18 protein-coding genes are annotated in these 21,300 nt (G+C 59.8%); 8 read left to right on the forward strand and 10 right to left on the reverse strand.

All coding sequences use genetic code 11. The annotated features are described in order from the left end of the window. The first annotated feature begins 3 nt into the window (after positions 1–3). The 6 genes from D5261_RS31720 (at position 4) to D5261_RS31745 (ending at position 4,355) form a co-directional block, all read left to right on the forward strand. Positions 4–348 carry a hypothetical protein gene (locus D5261_RS31720; protein WP_119321776.1) on the forward strand — a complete coding sequence of 115 codons (345 nt, stop codon included), beginning with the start codon at positions 4–6 and terminating at the stop codon, positions 346–348. A 239-nt stretch (positions 349–587) separates the two neighbouring features. Continuing rightward, positions 588–1,640, forward strand: a complete 1,053-nt coding sequence (locus D5261_RS31725) for an alpha/beta fold hydrolase (RefSeq protein WP_174721479.1) — start codon at positions 588–590, stop codon at positions 1,638–1,640. Positions 1,641–1,795: 155 nt separating this feature from the next. Continuing rightward, on the forward strand, positions 1,796–2,338 hold the full coding sequence (locus D5261_RS31730) for a hypothetical protein (protein ID WP_119321778.1): 543 nt from the start codon (positions 1,796–1,798) through the stop codon (positions 2,336–2,338). 162 nt (positions 2,339–2,500) lie between these two features. Further along, positions 2,501–2,788 (forward strand): hypothetical protein, encoded by a 288-nt coding sequence (locus D5261_RS31735; protein WP_119321779.1) that lies wholly within the window; start codon positions 2,501–2,503, stop codon positions 2,786–2,788. 146 nt (positions 2,789–2,934) lie between these two features. Next, positions 2,935–3,879: a DUF1152 domain-containing protein gene (locus D5261_RS31740; protein ID WP_119321780.1), complete on the forward strand. Its 945-nt coding sequence runs from the start codon at positions 2,935–2,937 to the stop codon at positions 3,877–3,879. A 209-nt stretch (positions 3,880–4,088) separates the two neighbouring features. Next, positions 4,089–4,355 carry a hypothetical protein gene (locus tag D5261_RS31745; protein WP_301002367.1) on the forward strand — a complete coding sequence of 89 codons (267 nt, stop codon included), beginning with the start codon at positions 4,089–4,091 and terminating at the stop codon, positions 4,353–4,355. 132 nt (positions 4,356–4,487) lie between these two features. Here the strand turns inward: D5261_RS31745 and D5261_RS31750 are convergent, their stop codons facing one another. From D5261_RS31750 to D5261_RS31790, 9 genes are all read right to left on the reverse strand, one after another. Then, on the reverse strand, positions 4,488–6,332 hold the full coding sequence (locus D5261_RS31750) for a right-handed parallel beta-helix repeat-containing protein (RefSeq protein ID WP_165864243.1): 1,845 nt from the start codon (positions 6,330–6,332) through the stop codon (positions 4,488–4,490). A 227-nt stretch (positions 6,333–6,559) separates the two neighbouring features. Continuing rightward, on the reverse strand, positions 6,560–7,510 hold the full coding sequence (locus D5261_RS31755; protein ID WP_218025603.1) for a carbohydrate ABC transporter permease: 951 nt from the start codon (positions 7,508–7,510) through the stop codon (positions 6,560–6,562). A gap of 26 nt (positions 7,511–7,536) precedes the next feature. Further along, positions 7,537–8,913: an extracellular solute-binding protein gene (locus D5261_RS31760; RefSeq protein WP_165864244.1), complete on the reverse strand. Its 1,377-nt coding sequence runs from the start codon at positions 8,911–8,913 to the stop codon at positions 7,537–7,539. Positions 8,914–8,944: 31 nt separating this feature from the next. Next, positions 8,945–9,811: a carbohydrate ABC transporter permease gene (locus D5261_RS31765; RefSeq protein WP_119321783.1), complete on the reverse strand. Its 867-nt coding sequence runs from the start codon at positions 9,809–9,811 to the stop codon at positions 8,945–8,947. 41 nt (positions 9,812–9,852) lie between these two features. Next, positions 9,853–11,433, reverse strand: coding sequence for a glycoside hydrolase family 31 protein (locus tag D5261_RS31770; protein ID WP_119321784.1), 1,581 nt, complete (start codon positions 11,431–11,433; stop codon positions 9,853–9,855). A 28-nt stretch (positions 11,434–11,461) separates the two neighbouring features. Continuing rightward, positions 11,462–12,790: a DUF4832 domain-containing protein gene (locus tag D5261_RS31775; RefSeq protein ID WP_119321785.1), complete on the reverse strand. Its 1,329-nt coding sequence runs from the start codon at positions 12,788–12,790 to the stop codon at positions 11,462–11,464. 332 nt (positions 12,791–13,122) lie between these two features. After that, entirely contained in the window at positions 13,123–14,037 is a 915-nt protein-coding gene (locus tag D5261_RS31780) for a DUF1559 family PulG-like putative transporter (RefSeq protein ID WP_119321786.1), read from the reverse strand. A 137-nt stretch (positions 14,038–14,174) separates the two neighbouring features. After that, positions 14,175–15,182, reverse strand: a complete 1,008-nt coding sequence (locus tag D5261_RS31785; RefSeq protein ID WP_119321787.1) for a LacI family DNA-binding transcriptional regulator — start codon at positions 15,180–15,182, stop codon at positions 14,175–14,177. Between the two features lie 247 nt (positions 15,183–15,429). Beyond that, positions 15,430–15,771, reverse strand: coding sequence for a UBP-type zinc finger domain-containing protein (locus D5261_RS31790; RefSeq protein ID WP_119321788.1), 342 nt, complete (start codon positions 15,769–15,771; stop codon positions 15,430–15,432). A 472-nt stretch (positions 15,772–16,243) separates the two neighbouring features. Here D5261_RS31790 and D5261_RS31795 point away from each other — a divergent pair, with 472 nt between their 5' ends. Then, positions 16,244–16,645, forward strand: coding sequence for a hypothetical protein (locus tag D5261_RS31795; protein ID WP_301002368.1), 402 nt, complete (start codon positions 16,244–16,246; stop codon positions 16,643–16,645). Between the two features lie 232 nt (positions 16,646–16,877). Then, complete coding sequence (locus D5261_RS31800) at positions 16,878–20,006, forward strand: glycosyl hydrolase (RefSeq protein ID WP_119321790.1); 3,129 nt, start codon at positions 16,878–16,880, stop codon at positions 20,004–20,006. Between the two features lie 65 nt (positions 20,007–20,071). Here D5261_RS31800 and D5261_RS31805 read toward each other — a convergent pair whose 3' ends face one another. Continuing rightward, positions 20,072–21,271 carry an eCIS core domain-containing protein gene (locus D5261_RS31805; RefSeq protein ID WP_218025605.1) on the reverse strand — a complete coding sequence of 400 codons (1,200 nt, stop codon included), beginning with the start codon at positions 21,269–21,271 and terminating at the stop codon, positions 20,072–20,074. Positions 21,272–21,300: the final 29 nt, after the last annotated feature.

Below are 21,300 nucleotides of genomic sequence, written 5' to 3' on the forward strand. Positions count from 1 at the left end.
GGAATGACAAACGACACAACGCCCTTGGCGCCGCGTATCCGCTTAAAGATCGATCACAGCTGGAGATTTCTCCGCAATGACGCCACAGGCGCGGAAGCGCCCGCCTTCGATGACCTGGAATGGCGCTGCGTCGACTTGCCGCACGACTATAGCATGGAAGACCTGCCTCCGGGATCCGCCATCCAGGACCACTTGCGGATCGACGCCGACGGGTGGCGGATCCACGACGGGGACAATCTGGCTTGGAGCGCGGAAGATCTGGACGAGAGCGCATGGCGACAGGTCGAAGGCCGGGCCATGACCGGAATGCCTGAGCGCAGTTACGCCTGGGTTCAGCCGGGACCATAGCCGCGTCATCGGCCCGGCGACGTCGTCGCGACACTGTTCTAAAAACTGCTCCGAGAGAGTAAAATTGATCTGGTAGTCCGCAGCTGATCCCTTGTTGTGTGGTAACTCCAAGGATACTCCGTGGACTACTATTTTTTTGCCACGACCAAGTGACAGAAACGATGATACACAATCACTTGCCGCTCGGCGCATTGCACGATCGCCGAGCAGGCGGCAAGACGATGCAAGGAGATTCACCCATGACTCACACAGACGAAAAGCGGATTTCACGCCGTCGTCTCTTGGCAATGGCGGGCGCATCGGCGGGAGCGAGTTTGCTCGCGCAGCGTCCCCTTTTCGCGGATCAGGCCGAAGCCGCCCCGGCGGCGAACAAGGCGGCAGGCGATCCGCAGACATCCTTTGGATCACTGAAACAGATCGACGCTGGCCTGCTCAACGTGGGCTACGCGGACGAAGGGCCGATCGACGGTCCGGCGGTCATCCTGCTGCACGGATGGCCGTACGACATTCACAGCTTTGTCGATGTCGCGCCGCTGCTGGTCAAGCAGGGCTATCGGGTGATCGTCCCGTACCTGCGCGGCTATGGCTCGACGAGTTTTCTGTCCAGCGAGACGACCCGGAATGGTCAGCAATCCGTCGTCGCCGTCGATATCATCGCCTTGATGGATGCGCTCAAGATCGAGTCGGCGACGATCGCTGGTTTTGATTGGGGAGCGCGAACAGCCAACATCATCGCGGCGCTCTGGCCGGAGCGATGCAAGGCGCTGGTCTCCGTGAGTGGTTATCTGATCGGCAACCAGGCAGCCGGCAAAGCGCCCCTGCCGCCGGAGGCGGAGCTGCAATGGTGGTATCAGTTTTATTTCGCGACGGAGCGCGGCCGGGCTGGTTACGAAAAGAATCGGCACGACTTCGCGAAACTCATCTGGCGGATCGCGTCGCCGAAATGGAGCTTCGAGGACGCCGTGTTCGATCGCACTGCCGCGTCGTTCGACAACCCGGATCATGTCGCCATCGTGATTCATAACTACCGCTGGCGCCTCAGCCTGGCGGACGGTGAGCCGAAATATGACGAGCTGGAAAAGCGTCTCGCGGCCGGTCCGATCATCACCGTTCCCACCATCACCCTGGAAGGCGACGCCAACGGCGCCCCCCACCCCGACAGCGCCGTATACCAAAAGAAGTTCTCGGGCAAGTACGCCCATCGGCTCATCAAAGGCGGGATCGGGCACAATCTTCCTCAGGAAGCCCCGCAGGCTTTTGCCCAAGCCGTCATCGATGTCGGCAGTTTGTGAGATCACACGCCTTGTTTTTGCCTGCGGACGCCCCACTGGCGCCGCAGGCTCAGACGCTTCCCTATGCGAAAATATCTTGTCAATCCGCTTGACACCAGAAGCCGGATCCCTTAGGATGGAGATATCACCAACCTCAAAGGGGAATAGACAACGCCATGAACGACAAACTGTACGCCCAGCGGAAGTTTCGTGGAAGCTCTATGCAATTCGCGGTCGGCCTCACCGTCTCCATGTTCATCGCCGCCGGATTCGCGACGCCGGCTCACGCTCTTGCCCCAGCGTTTACATTCACCGCGACCGTACCGGCCACGGTCGTGGCGGGCAGTACGTTCACCTTCCCCGCGTCGATCACCGATGTCGGCGGGCAGGCTACCGACTACAACTCATACTTTCAGATCTACGACCAGGGTTTCCATTTTCAGGGTCAGACGTTCTATACGAACCAAACCTTTGCTCCTGGGCAAACACTCAATTACAACGTGGCGATCACCGCCCCGTCCACTCCCGGAACCTACTATCTGGCCGCGCTCATGTTCAACCAGGACTATTCGAGCGGAATTGTCAGTCAAGAGTTCTTTACTCCCACCTTTAACGTGGTGGCCGCCGCCGTCCCCGAACCGTCGTCCGCCATTCCCATCGGACTGTTTCTCATCGGATCCTTGATCCTGAACGTACGACTGCGACGATTATGCGTCTGAAACAACAACGCAGCCGCCCGAAGCCGCAGCGGCCTGACATGATCCTTCCGAAGCAGGCACGCCAATTGCCCATGCGCCATCGCGCCATGAAAGCCATTTCGTCCATTTCTCTTACCAATCAGATATAATGCTATCAAGCATCTATATCCGAGGTAAGCAGCCATGGCGAAGTTAGAAATAGAAATTTCTCCCGAGCTTTCCACATATCTTGAAGAGCAGGCCGCCTCAAGCGGCCTGACCGTCGAAGCGTGGGTCGTTCAAGCCATCACCCCTACCCCCAAAAAGACACTTGCGGAGGCGCTCGCGCCATATATCGTTCCTGTGGAAAGTCGCGCGCCATTGCCGAAGCGCTCAGAGAACGACCACGGCGTACAGTTTGCGGAGGCGCTCGCCGCGAAGAAGGCGGAATTCAATAACCCCGATTTCCCGAACAAGACAAAATGGGATTGACCGCTCACTACTACGCGCAAAATTGCGGCTGACGCCGGCCGAGCGAGTCGAAAAACATCAGCGCGCTCTGTTAGTCTTCCTGGAAGTTCAGCGTGCTGGACGAGAAGGCCGATCCGTTGGAAACCATTCCGCGATGACACCAACCTATGCTGAACCAAACAATTGACACGCGCCTCGCGCATTCGCAAAGTATTTTGATCGCTGGCGGCGGGGGCGGATACGATGTCGTCTGCGGAGCGCCGATTGCCCTCGCGCTGGCGAGACAAGGCAAGGACGTACACATCGCCGGTTTTTCGTCGACGCCGATTAACGACATTGCGAACGCTACTCAGCACTCCCCATTCTTGGTGGAAGTGACCGCCCGCTCATCTCGACCGTCGTACTTCCCGGAGGGATGGCTGGCGAAGGCCCTGAGCGACCGAATGGCGCGAGACGTCTCGGTTTGGTGCATGGGGGCGTCAGGAGTCGGACCGCTCCTGGAGAGCTACACGCGGCTCGTCCGTGATTTATCCATTGACACGATTATCTTAGTGGACGGCGGCGTCGATTCATTGCTGCGGGGCGACGAAAACGCGCTTGGGTCTCCTCTGGAAGACGCGATATCACTCGCGGCGCTTTCGCTGCTCGAAGGGCCACAGCGAATACTTGCCGCCGTGGCGTTTGGAGCAGAGCGCCTCGATCAAATTTGTCATGCGCAGGTGCTGGCGCGTGTCGCCGCGCTGACGAACGCCGGAGCTTGGCTTGGCTGCGAATGCTTGGAAGGCGTGGCCGCAACAGACCTCAGCGAAATCGCGGAATATATATTGCAAAATCAGCGCGGAATGCGTCAAAGCATCGTCATCGCATCGCTCATATCCGCGATACGCGGCGACTTTGGCGACGTGGCGGTACTGCCGCATGCGACAACAACGCCGCCGTGGATATCACCGCTAACGTCGTTATTCTGGTATTTCGATCTTCCGGAAGTAGCGCGCCAGAATCTGTATTTGTCCAAGCTAATCAACACTACAACATATGATCAGGCAGCAGAATATCTTGGCGGATATCTCAAATCCCGAGTGAAGCGCGGTTGGGAAGCGATTCCCATTTAGTTTACGGACGACGAGCGCTGCAATTAAATCGGCTGGAATACGAAGAGTGTTTCAGAAATACACCGTCGCGGGCGCGGTCGTGCATGCGATACTCCATGAGTACGCGTGGATGATCTATTTTGCCGAGCCAGATTTGGATGGCGTAAGCAAAGATGTAGTCTTGGAATAATCGCAAAAAATTTGCGGTACAATACGATATTACTATCACCGTGTCACCAAAAATTGAGCGAGCGCTGACCGTCGAGGCGACACGGCTAGGAACGACGCCGGACTTATTGGCAGAGCAAATATTGACCACTTCTCTTGCAGCCGCATCCGACGGAGATCTATCGCTCCCATCTTCTGGTCAGACGCTGAGCAATCTTGTTGCTATGGCTCAGACGCTGGAACTGCGGGCAACGCCGTCCACAGACTCGGATATGCCATTTGGCGAAGCCATCGTGAATAAGTATCGCAGACAGAGTTTTACGCTGTGACGCTCATTGACGCCGATCCCCTTTTCGCTCTGCTTCATCGACGCGAATCCCTCCAAAATTGACAAGCGCCGCCGCCGACCCTTCACGATAGGATTCGCCGGCGGCGCTCGTCTTTCTTATTACTCCCCGAGTTTAGTGTTCGTACGCCCCCATATCAATCGCCGTACCCTGTACGCGCGACGCGCCGGCGTAGTCGAGGGTTCCGACGACGGTGGAGCCGAGGTTGGTTCCGGTGTTTCGCGCCGGGGAGCCGGTGTTGGTGTCGAGGGTCGGCGTGGTGGTGCTGACGAAGAGTGGGTCGGCGTAGGTGGAGTGGGCGTCCTGGCCGCTGGCGGTTTTCCAGGAGGCGAAGGTGTAGTCCCAGGCCGTTTGGTTGATCCACTGCCATTTCGCATTGGTGTTGCCGCCGGTGGAGTAGTAGTCGTTGTAGTCGAACACGCCGACGGCGGCGCCGTCGGTGGCGATGTCTTTGACGAAGACGTCTTGCGAGCCGGCGTAGAGGATGTTGTTTTTGAAGATGCTGTTTGTGGTTCTCCAGGCGATCTGGATCTCGCCGCACCACCAGTTGTTGGTGTCATTCGAATACAGGGTGTTGTTCACGAAGGTGCAGTGGTCCGTGCCGCCGGTTCCGCTGGACGCGTAGCCGCCGACTTCAATGGCGGCCGTGGCGTTTTTGTAGATCAGGTTGCCGCGCGCCGTGACGTAGCTGGTGACTTTCCCGACATTCTCGCTCGACGCCGAAACGCCAATGTCGCAGTTGCGGACTAAGTTCCGCTCCAGGATGATGTTTGTGCCGCCATCGACGTAAAGGCCGGCGCAGGTATTGGCGCTGTAATATGGGTTCGCGAGGGTCGAGCAGTTAAATACGGTATTGCCGGTCACCAAGCCGCTGCGCGCCTGATCGACCAGCGGCGAGGTTCCGTAGCCGCCCGCGAGGACGACGCCGATGTTGTTGTTGTCGTGGATGAGGTTATTGGAGACCGTGAATGTCGCGACGTTGCCGACCAGCGTGCAGGATTCGCTCCAGCCCGTCTTCAGCGCGTTGATCTCATTGCTGTCGATGGTGACGTTGTCGATGTCGCCGGAACTGCTATTGCCTCGGATCAGAATTCCGTGCGCGTTGCCGTTGCTGGACGCCGTGTTCGTGATATCGTGAATGTGACAGCTGAGGATCTGAATATAGCTGTCGGCGCCATCCACCATCACGCCGGCGGGGCTTGAGGTGGAGGAGGTCGATTGGCCGTTTCGGATCTCCAGCCCCAGGATCTTGATATAGTTGTGGTTCGAGATCTGGATGAGCCCATGGTCGTAGCTTGGGACCCAGCCGGTCCCGTCGATCACAGCGGCCTCGCCCGGGTAGTTGCGGAAAGTGATGTACCCGCCCGACGACGATCCGGAGACGTTGACATCGAAGGGCGCGTAGGAGCCGGCCCGGAAATAAACCGTCGCGCCGGCGGCGGCCGTGTTGGCCGCTTTCTGGCCGGTGCGCCAGGGGGCGGAGATCGTGCCGGCGTTCGAGTCGCTGCCGCTAGTGGAGACGTAGTAACTGACGCCCCCGGTGGAATACGTGACCACCGTCGGATCGAGCGTCACGGTCCAGCTCGCATCGGCGCCGGCAAAGGCAATGCGCGCCGATGTCGGCGAACCGATGGCGCTCAGCGGAACCGCAAACTGGACCGTTCCCGCGACCGGCGTCGTCTCCGTCACCACGCCGGACGCCGAGGCCCAGCTCCACGTCCCGCCATTCGCGGTGGATTTGTAGAGTCCGGTGTCTTCAATCAGGTAATCGGCGCCGATCCCGCTCACCGTGTACCCCGTGCTGGCGCTGCTGTCCGTGTCCAAATACACCTGAAAATGGGCGTAGGAGCCGGTATACGAAGCTTTGTAATAAAGATTCGTCCCATCGCTCCAGGTCGTTTCATTTGAGAAAGCAGCGAATGCGCTCTGCGGCAGCGCCGCGAAGGCAAGTAACATCATCGCTAATGCTTGCAATAATCGCAACGACAAACATTTTATGGTACGGAATAAAGTCGTTGATGCGAATGGTTTCATGGTAATCCTCCAAGATCCGATATGGCTTACACTGCGAGGCAATCATCTTCCGGGGTCTTTGAATTAGGAACCCGGGTATAAAACCCGGGTGAAATGCATGCCCCTATGAACGCTCTGACGTAAGGCGTGTCACCTCCTTTGTCGCAAATCCCTCAATTCTTGCCGCCGGTCGTCGCGATCCCTTGCACGAACGTCTTCTGTGTGAAGAAGAACAGAACCATCACTGGCAGCATGAAGATCGTTGAGTCAGCCATCAGCGACGCCCACTCGCTGCCGTGAGCGCCGAGGAGCTGCTGTAATCCGTAGGCAAGCGTGTAGCGCGCGGGGTTGTTGATGTAGAGCAGCGGCCCGAAGAAGTCGTTCCAGGTCGCCAGAAATTGAAACAGGGCGCAGGTCACTAGCGCCGGCCGCGCCAGGGGCAGCATTACCTGCCAGAAAATGCGCCATTCGCTGGCGCCGTCCACGCGCGCCGCCTCCGCCAGCTCGGCGGGGAGGTTTCGGAAGAACTGCGTTAGCAGAAAGATATAAAATGGCGCGCCGCAGAACGCGGGAACGATCAAAGGCAGGTAGGTGCCATACCAGTGAAGCCATCGGAAGAGCGCGACGGTGGGAACCATCGTCACTTGCGCAGGTATTGCAATCGTTGCGACCATGACGAGGAATAATACGGACTTTCCGCGAAACTCCTGCCGTGCGAAGCCGTAGGCGACCACGGCGCTGGAGATGACGGCGCCCACAACAGTGAAGAAACAAAGCAACAACGTATTTTTAAGATACATCGCGAACGGCACGGCGCGCAACGCTCGGGGATAGTTTTGCCACTCGATCGGATGCGGGAAGAGGCTGGCCCACGTGAGCGGACCGCCATGCGCGAAGATCTGCGCGTCGGGCTTCAGCGATGTCGAAATCATCCAGGCAAGCGGCATCAGCGCCGGGATACAAAGGACAAGCAGCGCCACATGCGCCAGAATGCTTTGAAGGCGGGTCAGACGCCCAAACGACGCGCGCCGTTTTGTTCTTCGGACGGGCATGGCGGCCGTCCGGGCTCGGTTTCCTGTCGCGTAGGACGCTTCCGGCATCGCGCCGGGCGACTCACTGCTCATTCCCTTGCTCCATTCTCGCGCGGTCACTACTGATCATATCCCAGCTCCCTGCGCCGGCGGCGCTCCCGCTCCGTCTCGCGCTCAAGCTGCGCCAGCGCCTCATTCGGCGTCACGGCGCCGCGCTCCGCCAGTTCATCTTTGCTCTGAATCCGATCCATCAGGAACTGCTGGTATGGCACGGGCGGCGTGGTGACCAGATTGGAGCTCGCCGCCAGCCGCACAAACGTCTGGTACTGCGGATAGCGACGCAGATAGGCCTGGTAGGCGGGCGAATTCGTCATCCGAGGCGACGACGGCAGCCAGCCAAAGGAGGCGTTGAACGCCGCCGCACGCTCCGGATCATCCAGTCCCGACCAGAACTTAATGAACTCCCAGGCTCCTTCGGGATGCTGGGCGCCGACCGGAATGGTCAAGTAGTCGATGGAGGCGAAACTCGCGAGCGGCTTGCCGCCGCGCGGCGGCGGCAGCGGAGCCACCCGGTATTCCATATGAGGAGCAAACTGAGCCAGCTGCATCACGCGCCATTCGCCGTCGAGCGTCACCGTGAACGATCCATCGATAAACGGCCAATCGGCGCCGTTGTTCTCGGACTTGAGGCCGGCGCTGAAGCGTCGGACACGCTCCATTCCCAGCTTCTGCCCGGTCTGCGTGAGGTAGTCCAGCGCGCGCTTGTTCTCGGGAGTATCCAAAAGCGCCTGGTGGGTGCGCGGGTCGTAGAACCCGCCGCCGAATGCGGGCGCGTAACGGGTCAAACCCTGAGGCAGAAAGCCGAGACGCGCGTAACGGCCGTCGCTGTCAACCTGGTTCAAACGGCTCCCCACGTCCGTTAACGCCTCCAGGGTGTCCGGGAACCGATCCGGGTCCAGTCCCGCCTGCCGAAATTGGTCAGGGCGGTAGTAACAGGCGTAGACATCGACCGCCAGCGGCAGGCCGTATAAATGCCCTTTGTACCAGCCGTTGTCGTGGAACACGGGATAGGTGTCATGCGAAAAAGATCGCCGCTCGGCGGGCGACATTTTTGTTTCCAACGGCTGAAGCACGCCGGCCTGTCCCCAAGAACCGATCGCCTGCGTCCACTGCGCCATCACATCCGGTGGATCGCCTCCGGCGGCCGACAGCAGAAACTTCGTATCGGCCTGCCCATACGGCACCTGCACCGGAATGACCTCGTACTTGGTCTGACTGGCGTTAAATTCCGCGACGACATGCTCCATGACGGGCTGCCATTGCGCGCTCCACATGTGCCAATAGTAGACGGGAATGCGCGGCGGGGCCGGCCGCGCGGCGAACGCCGTCGCGGGCGTCGTCCAATGCGCCTGGGGCGCCAGGGTAATCGTCAGCGCGCCGGCAACCGTCAGCGCGGCGAGCGCCGTCGCCACTCTTTTGCGAGTATTGCCTTGCATCGTTTCTTTTCGCTCTCTGCGTGGCTGCTGGTTATCCCTCATAATGGACCCAGCGGCGCTGCGACCAGAACAGCAAGCCCGTGATGCTGATAATGATCAGGAACAGCACCCAACCCATGGCGCTGGCGTAGCCCATGTCCAGATAGTGCCAGGCCCTCTCAAATAAGTAGAGCGCGTAGAAATGCGTGCTGTCCTCCGGGCCGCCCTGGGTCATGATGAAGGCTTCGGTGAAGTACTGGAAGACGCCGATCACTCCCATAATCACGTTGAAGAAGATTACGGGCGAGAGCATCGGCAGCGTGACATTTCGCAAGCGCTGCCATGGAGTCGCGCCATCGATCAGAGCCGCCTCATAAAGATAGACCGGGATATCCTTGAGCCCCGCCAGGTAGATCACCATACTGCCGCCCACGCCCCACAGCGACATCAGAACGAGGCTGGGAAGCGCCCACTGCGGACTTTGCAGCCACTCCGGTCCTGCAATTCCGACGGCTCGCAGCAGGCGGTTCACCAGGCCGATCTCGGGATTGAGCAGCCATAAGAACACGACGGAGGTCGCCACCGACGGCAAGATGGACGGGATAAAGAAGATCGTTCGATAGAGGCTGATCCCGCGAATGTCCAGATTGAGCAGCAACGCAAGCCCAACGCCGGCGGCGACGCTCAGCGGAACGGCCATCATGGCGAACTTCACGGTCACGCCCAGGGAAGCCCAGAATAGCGGGTCGCCGTGCGCCAGTGTCCGATAGTTGGCGCCGCCGACCCAGACCGGCGGGGTGACGATGTTGTACCGAGTAAACGACAGCACGATGCTGCTCAGAAATGGATACGCCGTGAACATCAGGAACCCTAAAATCCATGGGCTGATGAACGCATAACCGACTAATCCCTTCTTCATGTCTTTATGGATTCCTCACCGAACGAGCGCGGTCTTCCCAATCATTGGGAGACACGGCGAAACCATGGGAGGCGACCGAGCGGGGCGTCCACGGTTTGCACGCACGGACCCTCGATTACCTCTCCGTGCTCCGCACGCCATGAGCCATCAGGGAACGCAACACGGCGGCTTCGCGCGCCCTGCTCCGTAACGGGAGCCACCAGGATCGAGTCGCCCAATAAGAATTGATCCTGAACGCTCTCTAAATCGGCGTGCGGAAAGACATAGCTCATATGGCGCAAGATCGGCTCGCCCGTACGCGCCGAGCGCTCGGCCAGAGCAAGGATCTCCGGCGCAAGGCTCTGGCGAAGCTGTACGGCGTCGCGGCAATAACGCAGATGTTCGGCGTCGAGCACCCGCCAGGGCGCGAGGGAAAACTGGACGATCGGGAACAGCAGGGACGCCTGAAGGGTGCGGACAAACAGCTCCTGATCGACCTGGAAGTCGTCGCCGCTAAACGACCCAATGTCCCCTCCCCCCACCATGTCCGGGCAGGTGAAGCCATAGCCGGCGAGCCCCTGGGCCAATCCGTTCGGGACGATATCCGCCAGGCCGCCCGATCCCCAGGTGTGCAGTCGGTCACGCAGGCGCTGCACCAACGGCTGGCCGGCGAGCTTCCAGCACGCGCGATACTCATTGAAGCGATAGTTCAGGCCGATCTCCGCCCACGCCTGACAGTAGCCAAGCGCATCCATGGACCCGTGCAGGACATCTTCGGCGCGGATGTACTCAGGATCGCCCGCATCGAATTTAAAGCCGTCGACACCGTACGCAGCCACCAGATGATCCAGACGGCGTGTGAGCCACTGGACAGCGCTGGGATTACTGAGATCGAGCATCGCGCTTTGCCCATTCCACCAGGCGCGCACGATCGGCGCCCCATGCGCGTCCAGCACCAGCAGATTTTTCCGCTCCAATTCGCGATAAACGCCGCAGTCCGGGCTGATAAACGGACTGATCCAGAGCATCACACGAAATCCGTCGTCGTGAAGCTGGCGCACCATGGCGCCCGGATCGGGAAACCGGCCGGTGTGGAAGCGCCAATCGCCGTGGTGCTCGAACCAGTTGTCATCGATCATCAGAACGCCCGGGGGAAACCCGCATTCCCGAATGCCCCGGGCGTACTCCAGCACCTTGCTTTGAGTCGGCTCGTACTGCATCTCGATCCAGGAATTGTACTGCGGGGCCAGAAAGTTCAGAGGGTCCGGCAGCTGGCCGCTCGGGAGAAAGAAGCGCCGGCAGGCGGAGCGGTACGCTCCCGCGAGGTCGTCATGCCCTTCCTCAAATACGAGCTCCGCGCCGTCGCTTGCGACCGTTAGCCCGCCGTCCCGTTCGTCGAACGTGAACCGCAGCGGCTGCTCGCTCCAAACGAAACGTCCATGGCTGGAGATGAGCAGCGGCGTCGCCTGGTTTCCCCGAATATTATGGGTCATGTCGCAGTGGTAAAATCGGTCGCGAAACGGCATCTTGGCGCCGTCCTCCACCACTCCGCCCCACCAATATTCGCCCGGCCGCAGCGCGATCCGGCGCGTATTCGTATCGCTCGGCGATACTTCGGTCTCTCTGAGATCGATCAATGTCATTCTGCTTCCGCTCCTGTCCATGGCGTCGCTAAGGTACGCGAACATTCGTAAGAATCGTCCATCCGTTGTCGCCTGGCAATGTGTTGGCGAATTTAACGCCCGGACGGCCGGTCATCGGATCGATGACGCCCAGTCCCAACCGATAAGCCCCGGGCAGGAGGTGAACCGTCTGCGTCGCACTCAGCGTAAACGGCCCCGGCCGCCAAGCTCGGATGTCCGCATCGGTGGATAGCGTCTGGGCCACCTGGTGATTCGCGCCGATCAGCGCGAGCCGCACGGGCCAGCGATAATAGAACGGCGCCACTCCCTGATTTTCTCCCTCAATGACGACCCGCAGCGAACGGGAAGACTTGCCCGTCACCGACGCCTGCACCGTGCGCAAAGAAAACTGATATCCCATGCGGCGGACCATCGCCTGACAATTTGCGAGGAATTCCGGGGAAGTGTTTGGAGCGATCGCCGGGCTGTAAGGCCCCACCCACGTCATATGCGCCTTTTCCACAGCCGCCATGGTGCGGGCGAAGTCGGCGCCCAGCCATCGATTGGCCGCCCCCGGCTCCATCTCGCCGCCAATCGGCGCCGCCTTCCAATTATCCGTCCGTCCCGAACGCTCCATCTTCGGCAAAAACATCCACGTATCCGGTCCGGTCGTGTCGGACGGGAACATATCGTCGTGATAACCGAGCCAGCCCTGCGCGCCAGTGACGCCGTCCGGGTAACGCGCCTGAAGTTGCTTGTCCGGGAAGGCGCGCCGGTAAGCGTCCACAATCCGCTGCTGCGTGGCCGGCGACGCGAACAGTTCCGTGCGCGGGTAAGTGTGCCATTCGCCCCAAAAACCGAGGGTTCCCACCGTCACAAAGGCGACACGCGGATCGTGGTCATAGCGTTTGCCCAGAGCGGCGATCAGGCGCTCCAGATTAGAGATCAAAATCGGATTTTCGTAATCCGGCGAAAGCCCCCCGCCCTCTTCCGTGTATTTCCGCATCTGCACGCCTTTGGCGACAACCCAATCGGGCACGCCCGAGGGCAGACTGGGATAATCCAGGTAGACGCGAAAGACAACTCGCTTCCCAGCGGCGCTCGGAATATTCCAGGCGCGCTTCTCCCAGGCGTCGAACTGGTAATCGCCTTCGCGCGGCTCCAGATCTTTCCATGAGGCGTACTGGTAAACCATCGAATACGGCTGATGGATCGGTCCCGCCGTCGTATATGTGCACCACCCCTTCAAGGGGTTATCCAGCGGACCTGGGCCAGGATTCAGGTGAACGAGTTGGCCTTGGCCCCGGCTCATGGGAGCACATCCGAGGCAGGCGGCCGCCAATCCCAGCACGATCATTCGCGGCCAGTGAAACTTCATTCTTATTGCTCCCGCACGAGTGATTATAGAGAACGATCTGGATGAGTCAGAAGCCGGCGAATGAATTCGCGCCTATAAGTACGGCCGTCCACCTTCGTGGACTTAGGAGCCTACGGCACATAATCAAGCGTTTACGATCACGTTTCTGAACCCGCGAAGGCGGGTGACCGTACTTTTAGGCGCGAATTCATTCGCTGGCCTTACTACGAAATCCGCTAAGGTTTTGCGTCATAAAATCGGCAAAATGCATCATTCGCCGGGCTCATTCTGGTATCAAAATTTCGCCCTGCGCCCAGAAGGCAATTCTGAGCGCAGGATGTGATAGACCGCGATTACTGCAAGCTGAACGTCGCCGCAGTCGCGCCGTCACTGCACTCGGTGCCGGCGGCCATGGTTCCCTCGCCGTTGGCGCTCTGCGCCAGCGCGGTGTTGCAGTCCGTCGCCGTGGGATTGTTGAGGCCCGCCGAGACGGCGGTTCCGCGCAGGAACTTCGCGTGGCAGTCCGCCAGCAGGAAGTTGGAGCCGTCGGTATGGCGTCCTGTCGGCTGATCGTACGTGGAGTAGTCGGCGGAGGTGGTGTTGCGCATGTAGCCCGTCGTCCACTTCAGAGTCGGCGGCGAGGTGTAACCGCCCGCGCCGCCAAGATTCGTGGTGTCTGATCCCCAGGCGCGTACGCCAAAGCCCGCAGGCGAGGCGCCGTTGCTGCCGTTGCCGTAGGTGGTCTCGCCGCCGCCGCCCGCCGGACTCCAGGAGGTGTCGCCGGCCGCGTAAGAATTGCCCTTCACCTCACCCAGCAGCACCGTTTTGGACGGCGAATTGTACTGAGCGACCGTATAACTGTCGACGCCCTTGGTGACATCGCCTGAAGGGATAGTGTTATTGCTATTATAGGCATACGAAATAAAGACCTGGTTGCCGGTGCTGTCATCGGGACACTTGAACACCTGTATGCTCTTGACGTAAGGATAAACTTCGCCGGCCCATCCGTTTCCGCCCGGCGCATAGATGTTGATCCCATTGGGATTCTTTTCATCGTTGTCCTGACAGTACTGGGTAAACCCGAGTCCCAGCTGCTTCATGTTGGAAAGACAGCTAATCTGCCGCGCCTTCTCACGCGCCTTGGCGAAGACCGGGAAGAGAATCGCCGCAAGAATAGCGATAATTGCTATTACCACGAGCAATTCAATGAGTGTGAAGCCATACTTAGTGTTGACCGTGCGTCGTGAAACGATATTATTATCTGACATTGCCCACCTCCGAAGTTAGTATTCCAACAAAAAGAAAAACATACAAACTCTGCGTTAGGAGGATGATCGATCCACCTCTCAAATTTCGGTCGGCCCTTGCGGGCTTCTCAATAACTGCTCCCCTCCTTTCGGGTCCGCTACGGTTGTGTCGAAGCGCGGATCGCCAGTTTCGGCTTGAGGATCCGCTGCTGCAATGGGCAATCAGGCTCCTGGATCCGCCGGGAGAGGAACTCCCAGGCGAGAGTGCACATCTCCGCAATCGGCTGACTGATGGTCGTGATGGGGCACGCAAGATAGTCGCATTCTTCAATGCCGTCGCACCCAATCAATGCGATATCGTGTCCCACGGAGGCGCCGATGTCACAGATCGCTCGATACGCCCCCAGCGCCACATCATCGTTATGGCAGAACAGCGCATCGGTTTTGTTCGACGGGTTTTGCAGATACTCATTGGCGGCCTTTCGCACCGAGGAGAGCGATAAGTCGGGAAGCCAGAGGCAGCGCGTCTCCAAACCGGCCTCACGCATCGTCTTCTCATAGGCCGTCATGCGCGCGTCTTCATTTCCATCGGGCAGCGGCGTGACATACACGATGTTACGACGCCCCGTTTCGATGAGATGCGTGATGGCGTCCACCGTCCCGGAGTAGAGGTCCACGCCGACAAAGTCTCGCTCCCCCGTCCAGTATCCGCCCATGCTCACGAACGGAACGGACGCGGAGGGATTGATCCGCGCAAATGTCGGACCGGTGGCCGGCGTATCCAGCGCGATAATGCCGTCCACCGGCAGATAAGATGTTTGCGGGGAGCTGGGACCACGATCCTTATCCCCATCGAGATCGCGAATGATGATCTCGAAACCCGATCCCGCCATTTGCTGCTTCATACGATGCAGAACCTGGGCGCGATGCTGCGAATAATCGAAACACATCCAGAATGCAATGCTGCTGAACCGTCCCGTCACCAAAGCCCGCGCGGTGTTGTTGGGTCGGTATCCAATCTCTTCCGCGGCGGCGAGCACGCGAACTCTCGTTTCTTCACGAATGCTCGCCAGGCTGCTGCCGCTAAGAACATGGGAGACTGTCCATCCGGATACACCGGCGGCTCGCGCAACATCGTCTCTGGTTGGACGCTTATTCAGTAACATGGAATATCCTAATCAGACAATAGAAAACAAATCTCGCTATCGAAAATCTCTCTGCCTACACGCGTTGGCTACACGCGTTGGTTACGAGGACATTGTATCAGCACTTCGACCGTTTGTCAACAAAAATTGAAAAAATCGTTAGCGAATGTTTTGAAGCCGTGAGTGGCGCCATCGGAGCATCTCCGATGGCGCGCTTCGGTAACGCGGGCGGCTGAGGATTTTACATCTATCGCTCCAGAGAAAACCGCTATTTGTGCAGCAGCGATTGCCAATTGTGGGGTACTTTTCCCTGTGGGCCAGGAACAGGCTGGCTCACCGGATGGGCGTCCGGCGGGGCCAAGGGCGGCCCTTCGAGATATTCGCGCGTCCGATAGTCGTAAAACCAGTTCTCCTCCGGCTCGAAGCTCGTGATAATCGGATGCCCAGTTTCGGCGTGATGATGCGAGGCGTGCTGGCTGGGTGAGTTGTCGCAGCAGCCGATATGCCCGCACTCCGCGCACCGGCGCAGGTGCAGCCACCATCCGCCGTTTGCGAGGCATTCCGCGCAGCCTTCGCCGCTCGGCGCTGCGGCCTCATTGATACCGTTCATAGAAAGCTCCTTTTGATCTGGGTTACGTCAATACTACGATCTTCCCGCCTGCTTTGTTCTCCTCCAAGCAGCGATTGGCCTCCACGATCTCGTCGAGACGGTAACCAAGCCAAGGCTCTCGCCGATCGCCGCGGCCAATCCCACCGGGTGACGCCAGCGCTGTTCCCTACACTTTCGCCAACGGCTCTTCTCAAAAAAGACAGAGGAGAATTCTCGATACTTTGAAACGGTAAGTTATCGATCAAATCGTTACGGTACAATAAAGTCATGACAATCACAGTGTCACCCAAATCGAAAACAGGGCTTCCCGCTGTGTCCCTTATCGGCGTCCGATCTCTCTTTTCTACTATCACGTAATTTCATACTCCCATCGTGAGGCCGCCATATGTGCCGTTACGCCCAACACATCTACAAAAGACATTTCGCGTGCTTCAAATGCCAAAAGATGTTTCGCCAGCCAGCAGAGCAAGAAATGGCGCGGTCGACGGTGGACACAAAATCTCGCGACTTTCGATGTCCGCAATGCAAAACGCCGATGGCAAATATGGGCAAGGATTTCAAGGCGCCTCGGCAAGCCGATGTCAAACAGTGGCAAAAGGTCGAGCAGCTTTACAACAACGGCTACATCTTCAGTTCTTGTGGATGTGGTGGTTCTGGCGACCGTCCTGCAACACTGCAAGAAGTACAGCCGTTTCTGGCGGAGCAAAAGCGTCTCAAGGCGGAGTGGATACGGCAGGCGGTTATTCAGAAGCGCGCCGTGGAGCTCAGCGAGAAACGCACACAACGCGCCAGGCTGCTGCATAAGAAGAGGCTAGCCTCTGTGAAACGCACGGTTAATTGGGATGAGGTAATCCATGCCAAAGCTGGAAATTGACTAGGCATCCATCTGGCATAGAACGGTTCGGTCGTTCCCGAGAATCACAACTGCTTTCGGGAGGCGATTACGAAAACGTTCGCTCACCGGGTAATATAGGAAGCAATAATCCATACTAACTCCAATCGCATATTGGATTTTATATGGATTTATTTTCGCACCCCGGAAGGCCATCATCGTGAAGAAACCGTTTCGTGCAAGATCGTTCCGTTCCGGCGCAAGGCTCACGCAAATGAGCGCGGCCGCCGCGCTTCTCCTGCTGGCGAACGGCGCCGTCCCCGCTCCGGTCTTGGCGCAAGCGCCCGCCGATGCGCTGAGCAAGTCGTTTCTGAGTCCCCCGCCTTCGGCCCGGCCGCAAGTATGGTGGCATTGGATCAATGGCAATATCTCCAAAGCGGGGATCACCGCCGATCTGGAGGCGATGAAGCGCGTGGGGATCGGCGGCGGGACGATCTGCGTTTTGGGGGATTACGCGCCCGAAGGTCCGGTGCATTTCAATTCGCCGCTTTGGTGGGACGATACGAAGTTCGCTATGAGCGAAGCGGGACGGCTAGGGCTGGATCTCGGCGTCGAGAACTGCGAGGGGTGGAGCTCCAGCGGCGGTCCGTGGGTCAAGCCGGAGGATTCGATGAAGGATCTCTGCTGGCGGGAAGTTCAGGCGCCGGGCGGAACGCCCATCACGGATAAGCTTCCGCAGCCGGAAACACGCCTTGGGTACTATCGCGACGTGGCGGTGCTGGCGTTCCCATCGACCGGCGACGCCAAGGGTACGGTCAAAAAGGCGGATATTATCGATGTGACGTCCAAAATGAGCGCGGATGGCGCGCTGGCGTGGACTCCTCCCGCCGGAAACTGGACGATTATTCGCATCGGCTATACGGCCATCGGCATTACGAATCATCCGGCGTCCAAGTATGGCATTGGCCTGGAAACGGATAAGCTCAGTCGTCCTCCTCTCGAACGCCACTTCGCCGCCTTCTTCGACAAGGTCATGGAGGCAAGCGCGACCATCCCCGGCAAACCCGTCAACTGGTCGCTTCTCGATAGTTACGAGACCGGTCCGCAAAACTGGACGGACGCCATGCCGGCGGAGTTCAAGGCGCGCAAGGGTTACGATATCACTCCCTGGCTGATCACGATGACGGGCAGGACAGTCGAGTCGCCAGAGCAGACGAGCCGCTTCCAGTACGACTTCACACGCGCCATCGCCGATCTGTGGAACACAAATTACTATGGCTACTTCACCGAACTGCTTCACAAGCATGGTCTGAAATCGCAGGTCGAGGCCTACGGAAACGGGACATTCGACACCGTGCGGTCATCAGGCCTTGCGGACATGCCGATGAGCGAGTTCTGGTACCCCGGCGTGGGCGACGCCCGGCAGGCCAAGCAAGTGGCGTCCGCCGCGCATCTCTACGGAAAGTCGGTGGTGGGAGCGGAGTCGTTCACGGCGGGCGGCAACTACTTCGACGCCACGCCATGGAGGATGAAGCGCGAGGGCGACAACATCATGGCCGCCGGCGTCAACCTCTTTTACTTCCACTCCGGCGCGCATCAGCCCTGGACCGACGGACGCGCTCCCGGCATGACCTGGGATTACGGCATCTTCCAGAACCGGAACAACACGTGGTACGAATCCGGCAAAGACTACTTCGCCTACTTAGCCCGCTGCGGGTCCATGCTGCGGCAGGGCCGCTTCATTGGAGACATCCTGGCGTATGAGGGGGAAGAGGGAAACGGAAGTCAGTCGCTTTACGATCCGCCGATCGGCTATGCGAGCGATGAGATCGACCGAGATTTGATGATGAGCAGCGTAAGCGTTCAGAATGGCGCGCTCGTCCTGCCGAGCGGCCAGCGCTACCGGATCCTCGCCCTGCCGAACTCGCAGAACATCTCATTGCCGGTCCTGGAGAAGATCGAAGCCCTGGCGCGCGACGGCGCGATCATCTTCGGGCCGCGCCCCATCCACACGCTCGGCCTGAACGATTATGCTGAGAATGAGGAAAAACTCGCCAAGCTGACGGAAACGCTGTGGGGACCGATCGACGGGAAGACGACGATCAAGAACAAAGTCGGCAAGGGATGGATCTACTGGACCGGGGACTTCAAGAACTCCGGCGCCGTCCTCAGCGATCTGCGCATCGCGCCGGACTTCGCGGCGGACTCCCACGGCGGGCGACTGCGCTACCTGCACCGGCGCATTGGCGGCGCCGACTCCTATTTCCTCTCCAGCCAGGCGGCGGGAGCGATCACCACCAACGTCACGTTCCGGGTTTCGGGCAAGCAGCCGGAGATCTGGGATCCGCAAAAAGGGACCGTCAGCGACGCCCCCGTATGGAGTACGGACGCCGCCGGCAACACCCGCGTCGCCCTGCATTTGGATCCCGCACAGAGCTTGTTCGTGGTGTTTCGCAAGCCGGCGTCGAAAAACCATCTCACGTCCGTCGCCATGGCGGAGCCCAGCAGCGCGGCAGCGGCGACGCGTCCGCTGAAGATCACGAAGGCGATCTACGGCGACATCGCGGGACATGGTCCGACGGTCGATATCACCTCCAAACTCGCGAGTCTGGTTGTGGACAACGAGATTGAGGCGGCCATCGGCAACGACTTTGCGGGCGGCGACCCGGCGCCCAACATCGTGAAATCCGCGACCGTCGAATACACCCTCGGCGGCGTTCCCGGCACGGTCAGCATCCCGGAGGGCGCCGCCCTGGAATTGGGAACGGGGGAATATCGCGCGTCCAGGTTCAAAGTGGCGACCGGCGCGAACGGGCAGGCAAAGCTAATCACCTGGGCGCCGGGATCCTTCCAGATCACCCGCGCATCGGGGAAAACGACGGTCAAACATGTGACGTCGGCGCCCGCGCCGGTCGCCGTGAAAGGCCCCTGGACCGTCCACTTCGATCCCCGCTGGGGCGGTCCGAAGAGCACAACGTTCGATTCGCTGGTCGATTGGACACAGCGGCCGGAGTCGGGAATCAAATACTACTCGGGCGCGGCAGAGTACGACAAGACCATCGATATCCCCGCCGCCTGGCTGAAGCCGGGCCGCGTCGCCATGCTCGATCTGGGCGACCTGGAAAGTCTCGCCAACGTGACCTTAAACGGCCGCGACCTTGGCTGCCTCTGGTCCCCGCCGTACCGCGTGGATGTCACCGGCCTTCTCAAGCCGGGGCCGAACACACTGAGCGTCAAAGTCACCAACACCTGGGTCAACCGGCTGATCGGCGACGCCGGCCTGCCGCAGGACCAGCGTCTAACCTCCATCACCAAGCCATTCTACAGCGCCACCGACCACCTGATCCCATCCGGCCTCTTCGGCCCCGTGACGGTGATCGGGGCGGACCCAATCGCGCTGTAAAATGGGAAACGCCGTGAGGACCGATCGGTCCTCACGGCGCTCCAATCTCGAGATCGCAGAGCGGCCTAATCCTCCTTGTCATCAATCGTCACCGGGGGAACGTTAATGACGTTGCTTGGCGGCGCCTTGCCTTCGATGGTCACTTCCGGAACATTCACGACATTGCTTGGCTTCTCGTCGCCTTCAATCGTCACTTCAGGGATGGTAATAACGTTACCCTTGTCCTGAAATTTCTCCGCGCACTTCTTTTTGTCCGCGCGGCCGGCCGCGCGGCAGCCCGCCGCCTGCTCCTTGACGCAGTCGCCGTAATCATAAGCGCCGTACACCCCGCCGGCGACAGCGCCGATGCCGGCGCCGATCGGGCCGAAGAAGGCGCCGGCGAGGGCTCCGATGCCCGCTTCAGCGGCGCCTTTGATCGAGCACGCTTTATTCACTTCATCGACGCAGCGCGCGACGTCTTCGTCGATCTTGTCATTACAGTTTCCTAAATCGGTCGTTCCCGCAGTGGGATCGGTTCCCTGCGGCGATGCGCTGGGTTCGTCGTCGCGCTGCACCTGGGAGTCCGATCGCGAAAGGTCCACGCTCCGCTGCACGCCGCCGACAGCTTCCGTATTCAGCGACGAAGCGGCGCCCTGCTGGACGACGTGGGTCAGTTCGTGCGCCAGAAGACGGCGGCCTTCCGGGGAGCCGGGAGCAAATTCTCCGGAGCGGAACACCACATCGCTGCCCAGCGTATAGGCGCGGGCGCTGACCATCTCGGCCGAACGCGACGCCTGGGCGTCGGTGTGGACGCGAACGCGGCCGAAATCATGGCCGAAGCCCGCCTCCATCGCGGCGCGCGTGCCGGCGTCCAGCCCAAAGCCGCCGCCCGCCGTTCCCGCCGCCACCACCGCGCTCACATCTCCCGCCGGCGTCGAGGAAACCGATTCCTTGCGTTTCACCTTTTCATCCTCGCACGGGCAGCGCTGCAGGGCGGGCGGCGCGGAAAGCGGCGAAGCGTCCAGCATGCCCGTGACGCGGTCCGCCATGGAATCCGCTTCCTGTTCGTAACGGTCGCCAGGCTGGTTGACCGTCAGCTTCGCCTGCGGAGCGCGGACGGAAACGCGGCTGAAGTCGTGCGAGAAAGCAGCGGGGGAGGCGGCGACACGCGGCGACGGCTCATAGGAAACCGTGCGTGGAAGGCTCATCTCCGCAGCCATTGAGCGCGGAAGCGATCCACGGACGAGCGCATTTTGTTTGCGTGACCTTGTCAACATCTGGCTCATGGCCGGCTCCTATTGCGGCGTCAAAGAAA

The organism is Capsulimonas corticalis (assembly GCF_003574315.2).
GTDB classification, from domain to species: domain Bacteria; phylum Armatimonadota; class Armatimonadia; order Armatimonadales; family Capsulimonadaceae; genus Capsulimonas; species Capsulimonas corticalis.

Bases quoted from the DNA above. Each gene is read 5' to 3' on its own strand.
- D5261_RS31720 (WP_119321776.1), top strand. From the start codon at position 4: ATGACAAACGACACAACGCCCTTGGCGCCGCGTATCCGCTTAAAGATC.
- D5261_RS31725 (WP_174721479.1), top strand. From the start codon at position 588: ATGACTCACACAGACGAAAAGCGGATTTCACGCCGTCGTCTCTTGGCA.
- D5261_RS31730 (WP_119321778.1), top strand. From the start codon at position 1,796: ATGAACGACAAACTGTACGCCCAGCGGAAGTTTCGTGGAAGCTCTATG.
- D5261_RS31735 (WP_119321779.1), top strand. From the start codon at position 2,501: ATGGCGAAGTTAGAAATAGAAATTTCTCCCGAGCTTTCCACATATCTT.
- D5261_RS31740 (WP_119321780.1), top strand. From the start codon at position 2,935: ATGCTGAACCAAACAATTGACACGCGCCTCGCGCATTCGCAAAGTATT.
- D5261_RS31750 (WP_165864243.1), bottom strand. From the start codon at position 6,332: ATGATGTTACTTGCCTTCGCGGCGCTGCCGCAGAGCGCATTCGCTGCT.
- D5261_RS31755 (WP_218025603.1), bottom strand. From the start codon at position 7,510: ATGAGCAGTGAGTCGCCCGGCGCGATGCCGGAAGCGTCCTACGCGACA.
- D5261_RS31760 (WP_165864244.1), bottom strand. From the start codon at position 8,913: ATGCAAGGCAATACTCGCAAAAGAGTGGCGACGGCGCTCGCCGCGCTG.
- D5261_RS31765 (WP_119321783.1), bottom strand. From the start codon at position 9,811: ATGAAGAAGGGATTAGTCGGTTATGCGTTCATCAGCCCATGGATTTTA.
- D5261_RS31770 (WP_119321784.1), bottom strand. From the start codon at position 11,433: ATGACATTGATCGATCTCAGAGAGACCGAAGTATCGCCGAGCGATACG.
- D5261_RS31775 (WP_119321785.1), bottom strand. From the start codon at position 12,790: ATGAAGTTTCACTGGCCGCGAATGATCGTGCTGGGATTGGCGGCCGCC.
- D5261_RS31780 (WP_119321786.1), bottom strand. From the start codon at position 14,037: ATGTCAGATAATAATATCGTTTCACGACGCACGGTCAACACTAAGTAT.
- D5261_RS31785 (WP_119321787.1), bottom strand. From the start codon at position 15,182: ATGTTACTGAATAAGCGTCCAACCAGAGACGATGTTGCGCGAGCCGCC.
- D5261_RS31790 (WP_119321788.1), bottom strand. From the start codon at position 15,771: ATGAACGGTATCAATGAGGCCGCAGCGCCGAGCGGCGAAGGCTGCGCG.
- D5261_RS31795 (WP_301002368.1), top strand. From the start codon at position 16,244: ATGGCGCGGTCGACGGTGGACACAAAATCTCGCGACTTTCGATGTCCG.
- D5261_RS31800 (WP_119321790.1), top strand. From the start codon at position 16,878: ATGAGCGCGGCCGCCGCGCTTCTCCTGCTGGCGAACGGCGCCGTCCCC.
- D5261_RS31805 (WP_218025605.1), bottom strand. From the start codon at position 21,271: ATGAGCCAGATGTTGACAAGGTCACGCAAACAAAATGCGCTCGTCCGT.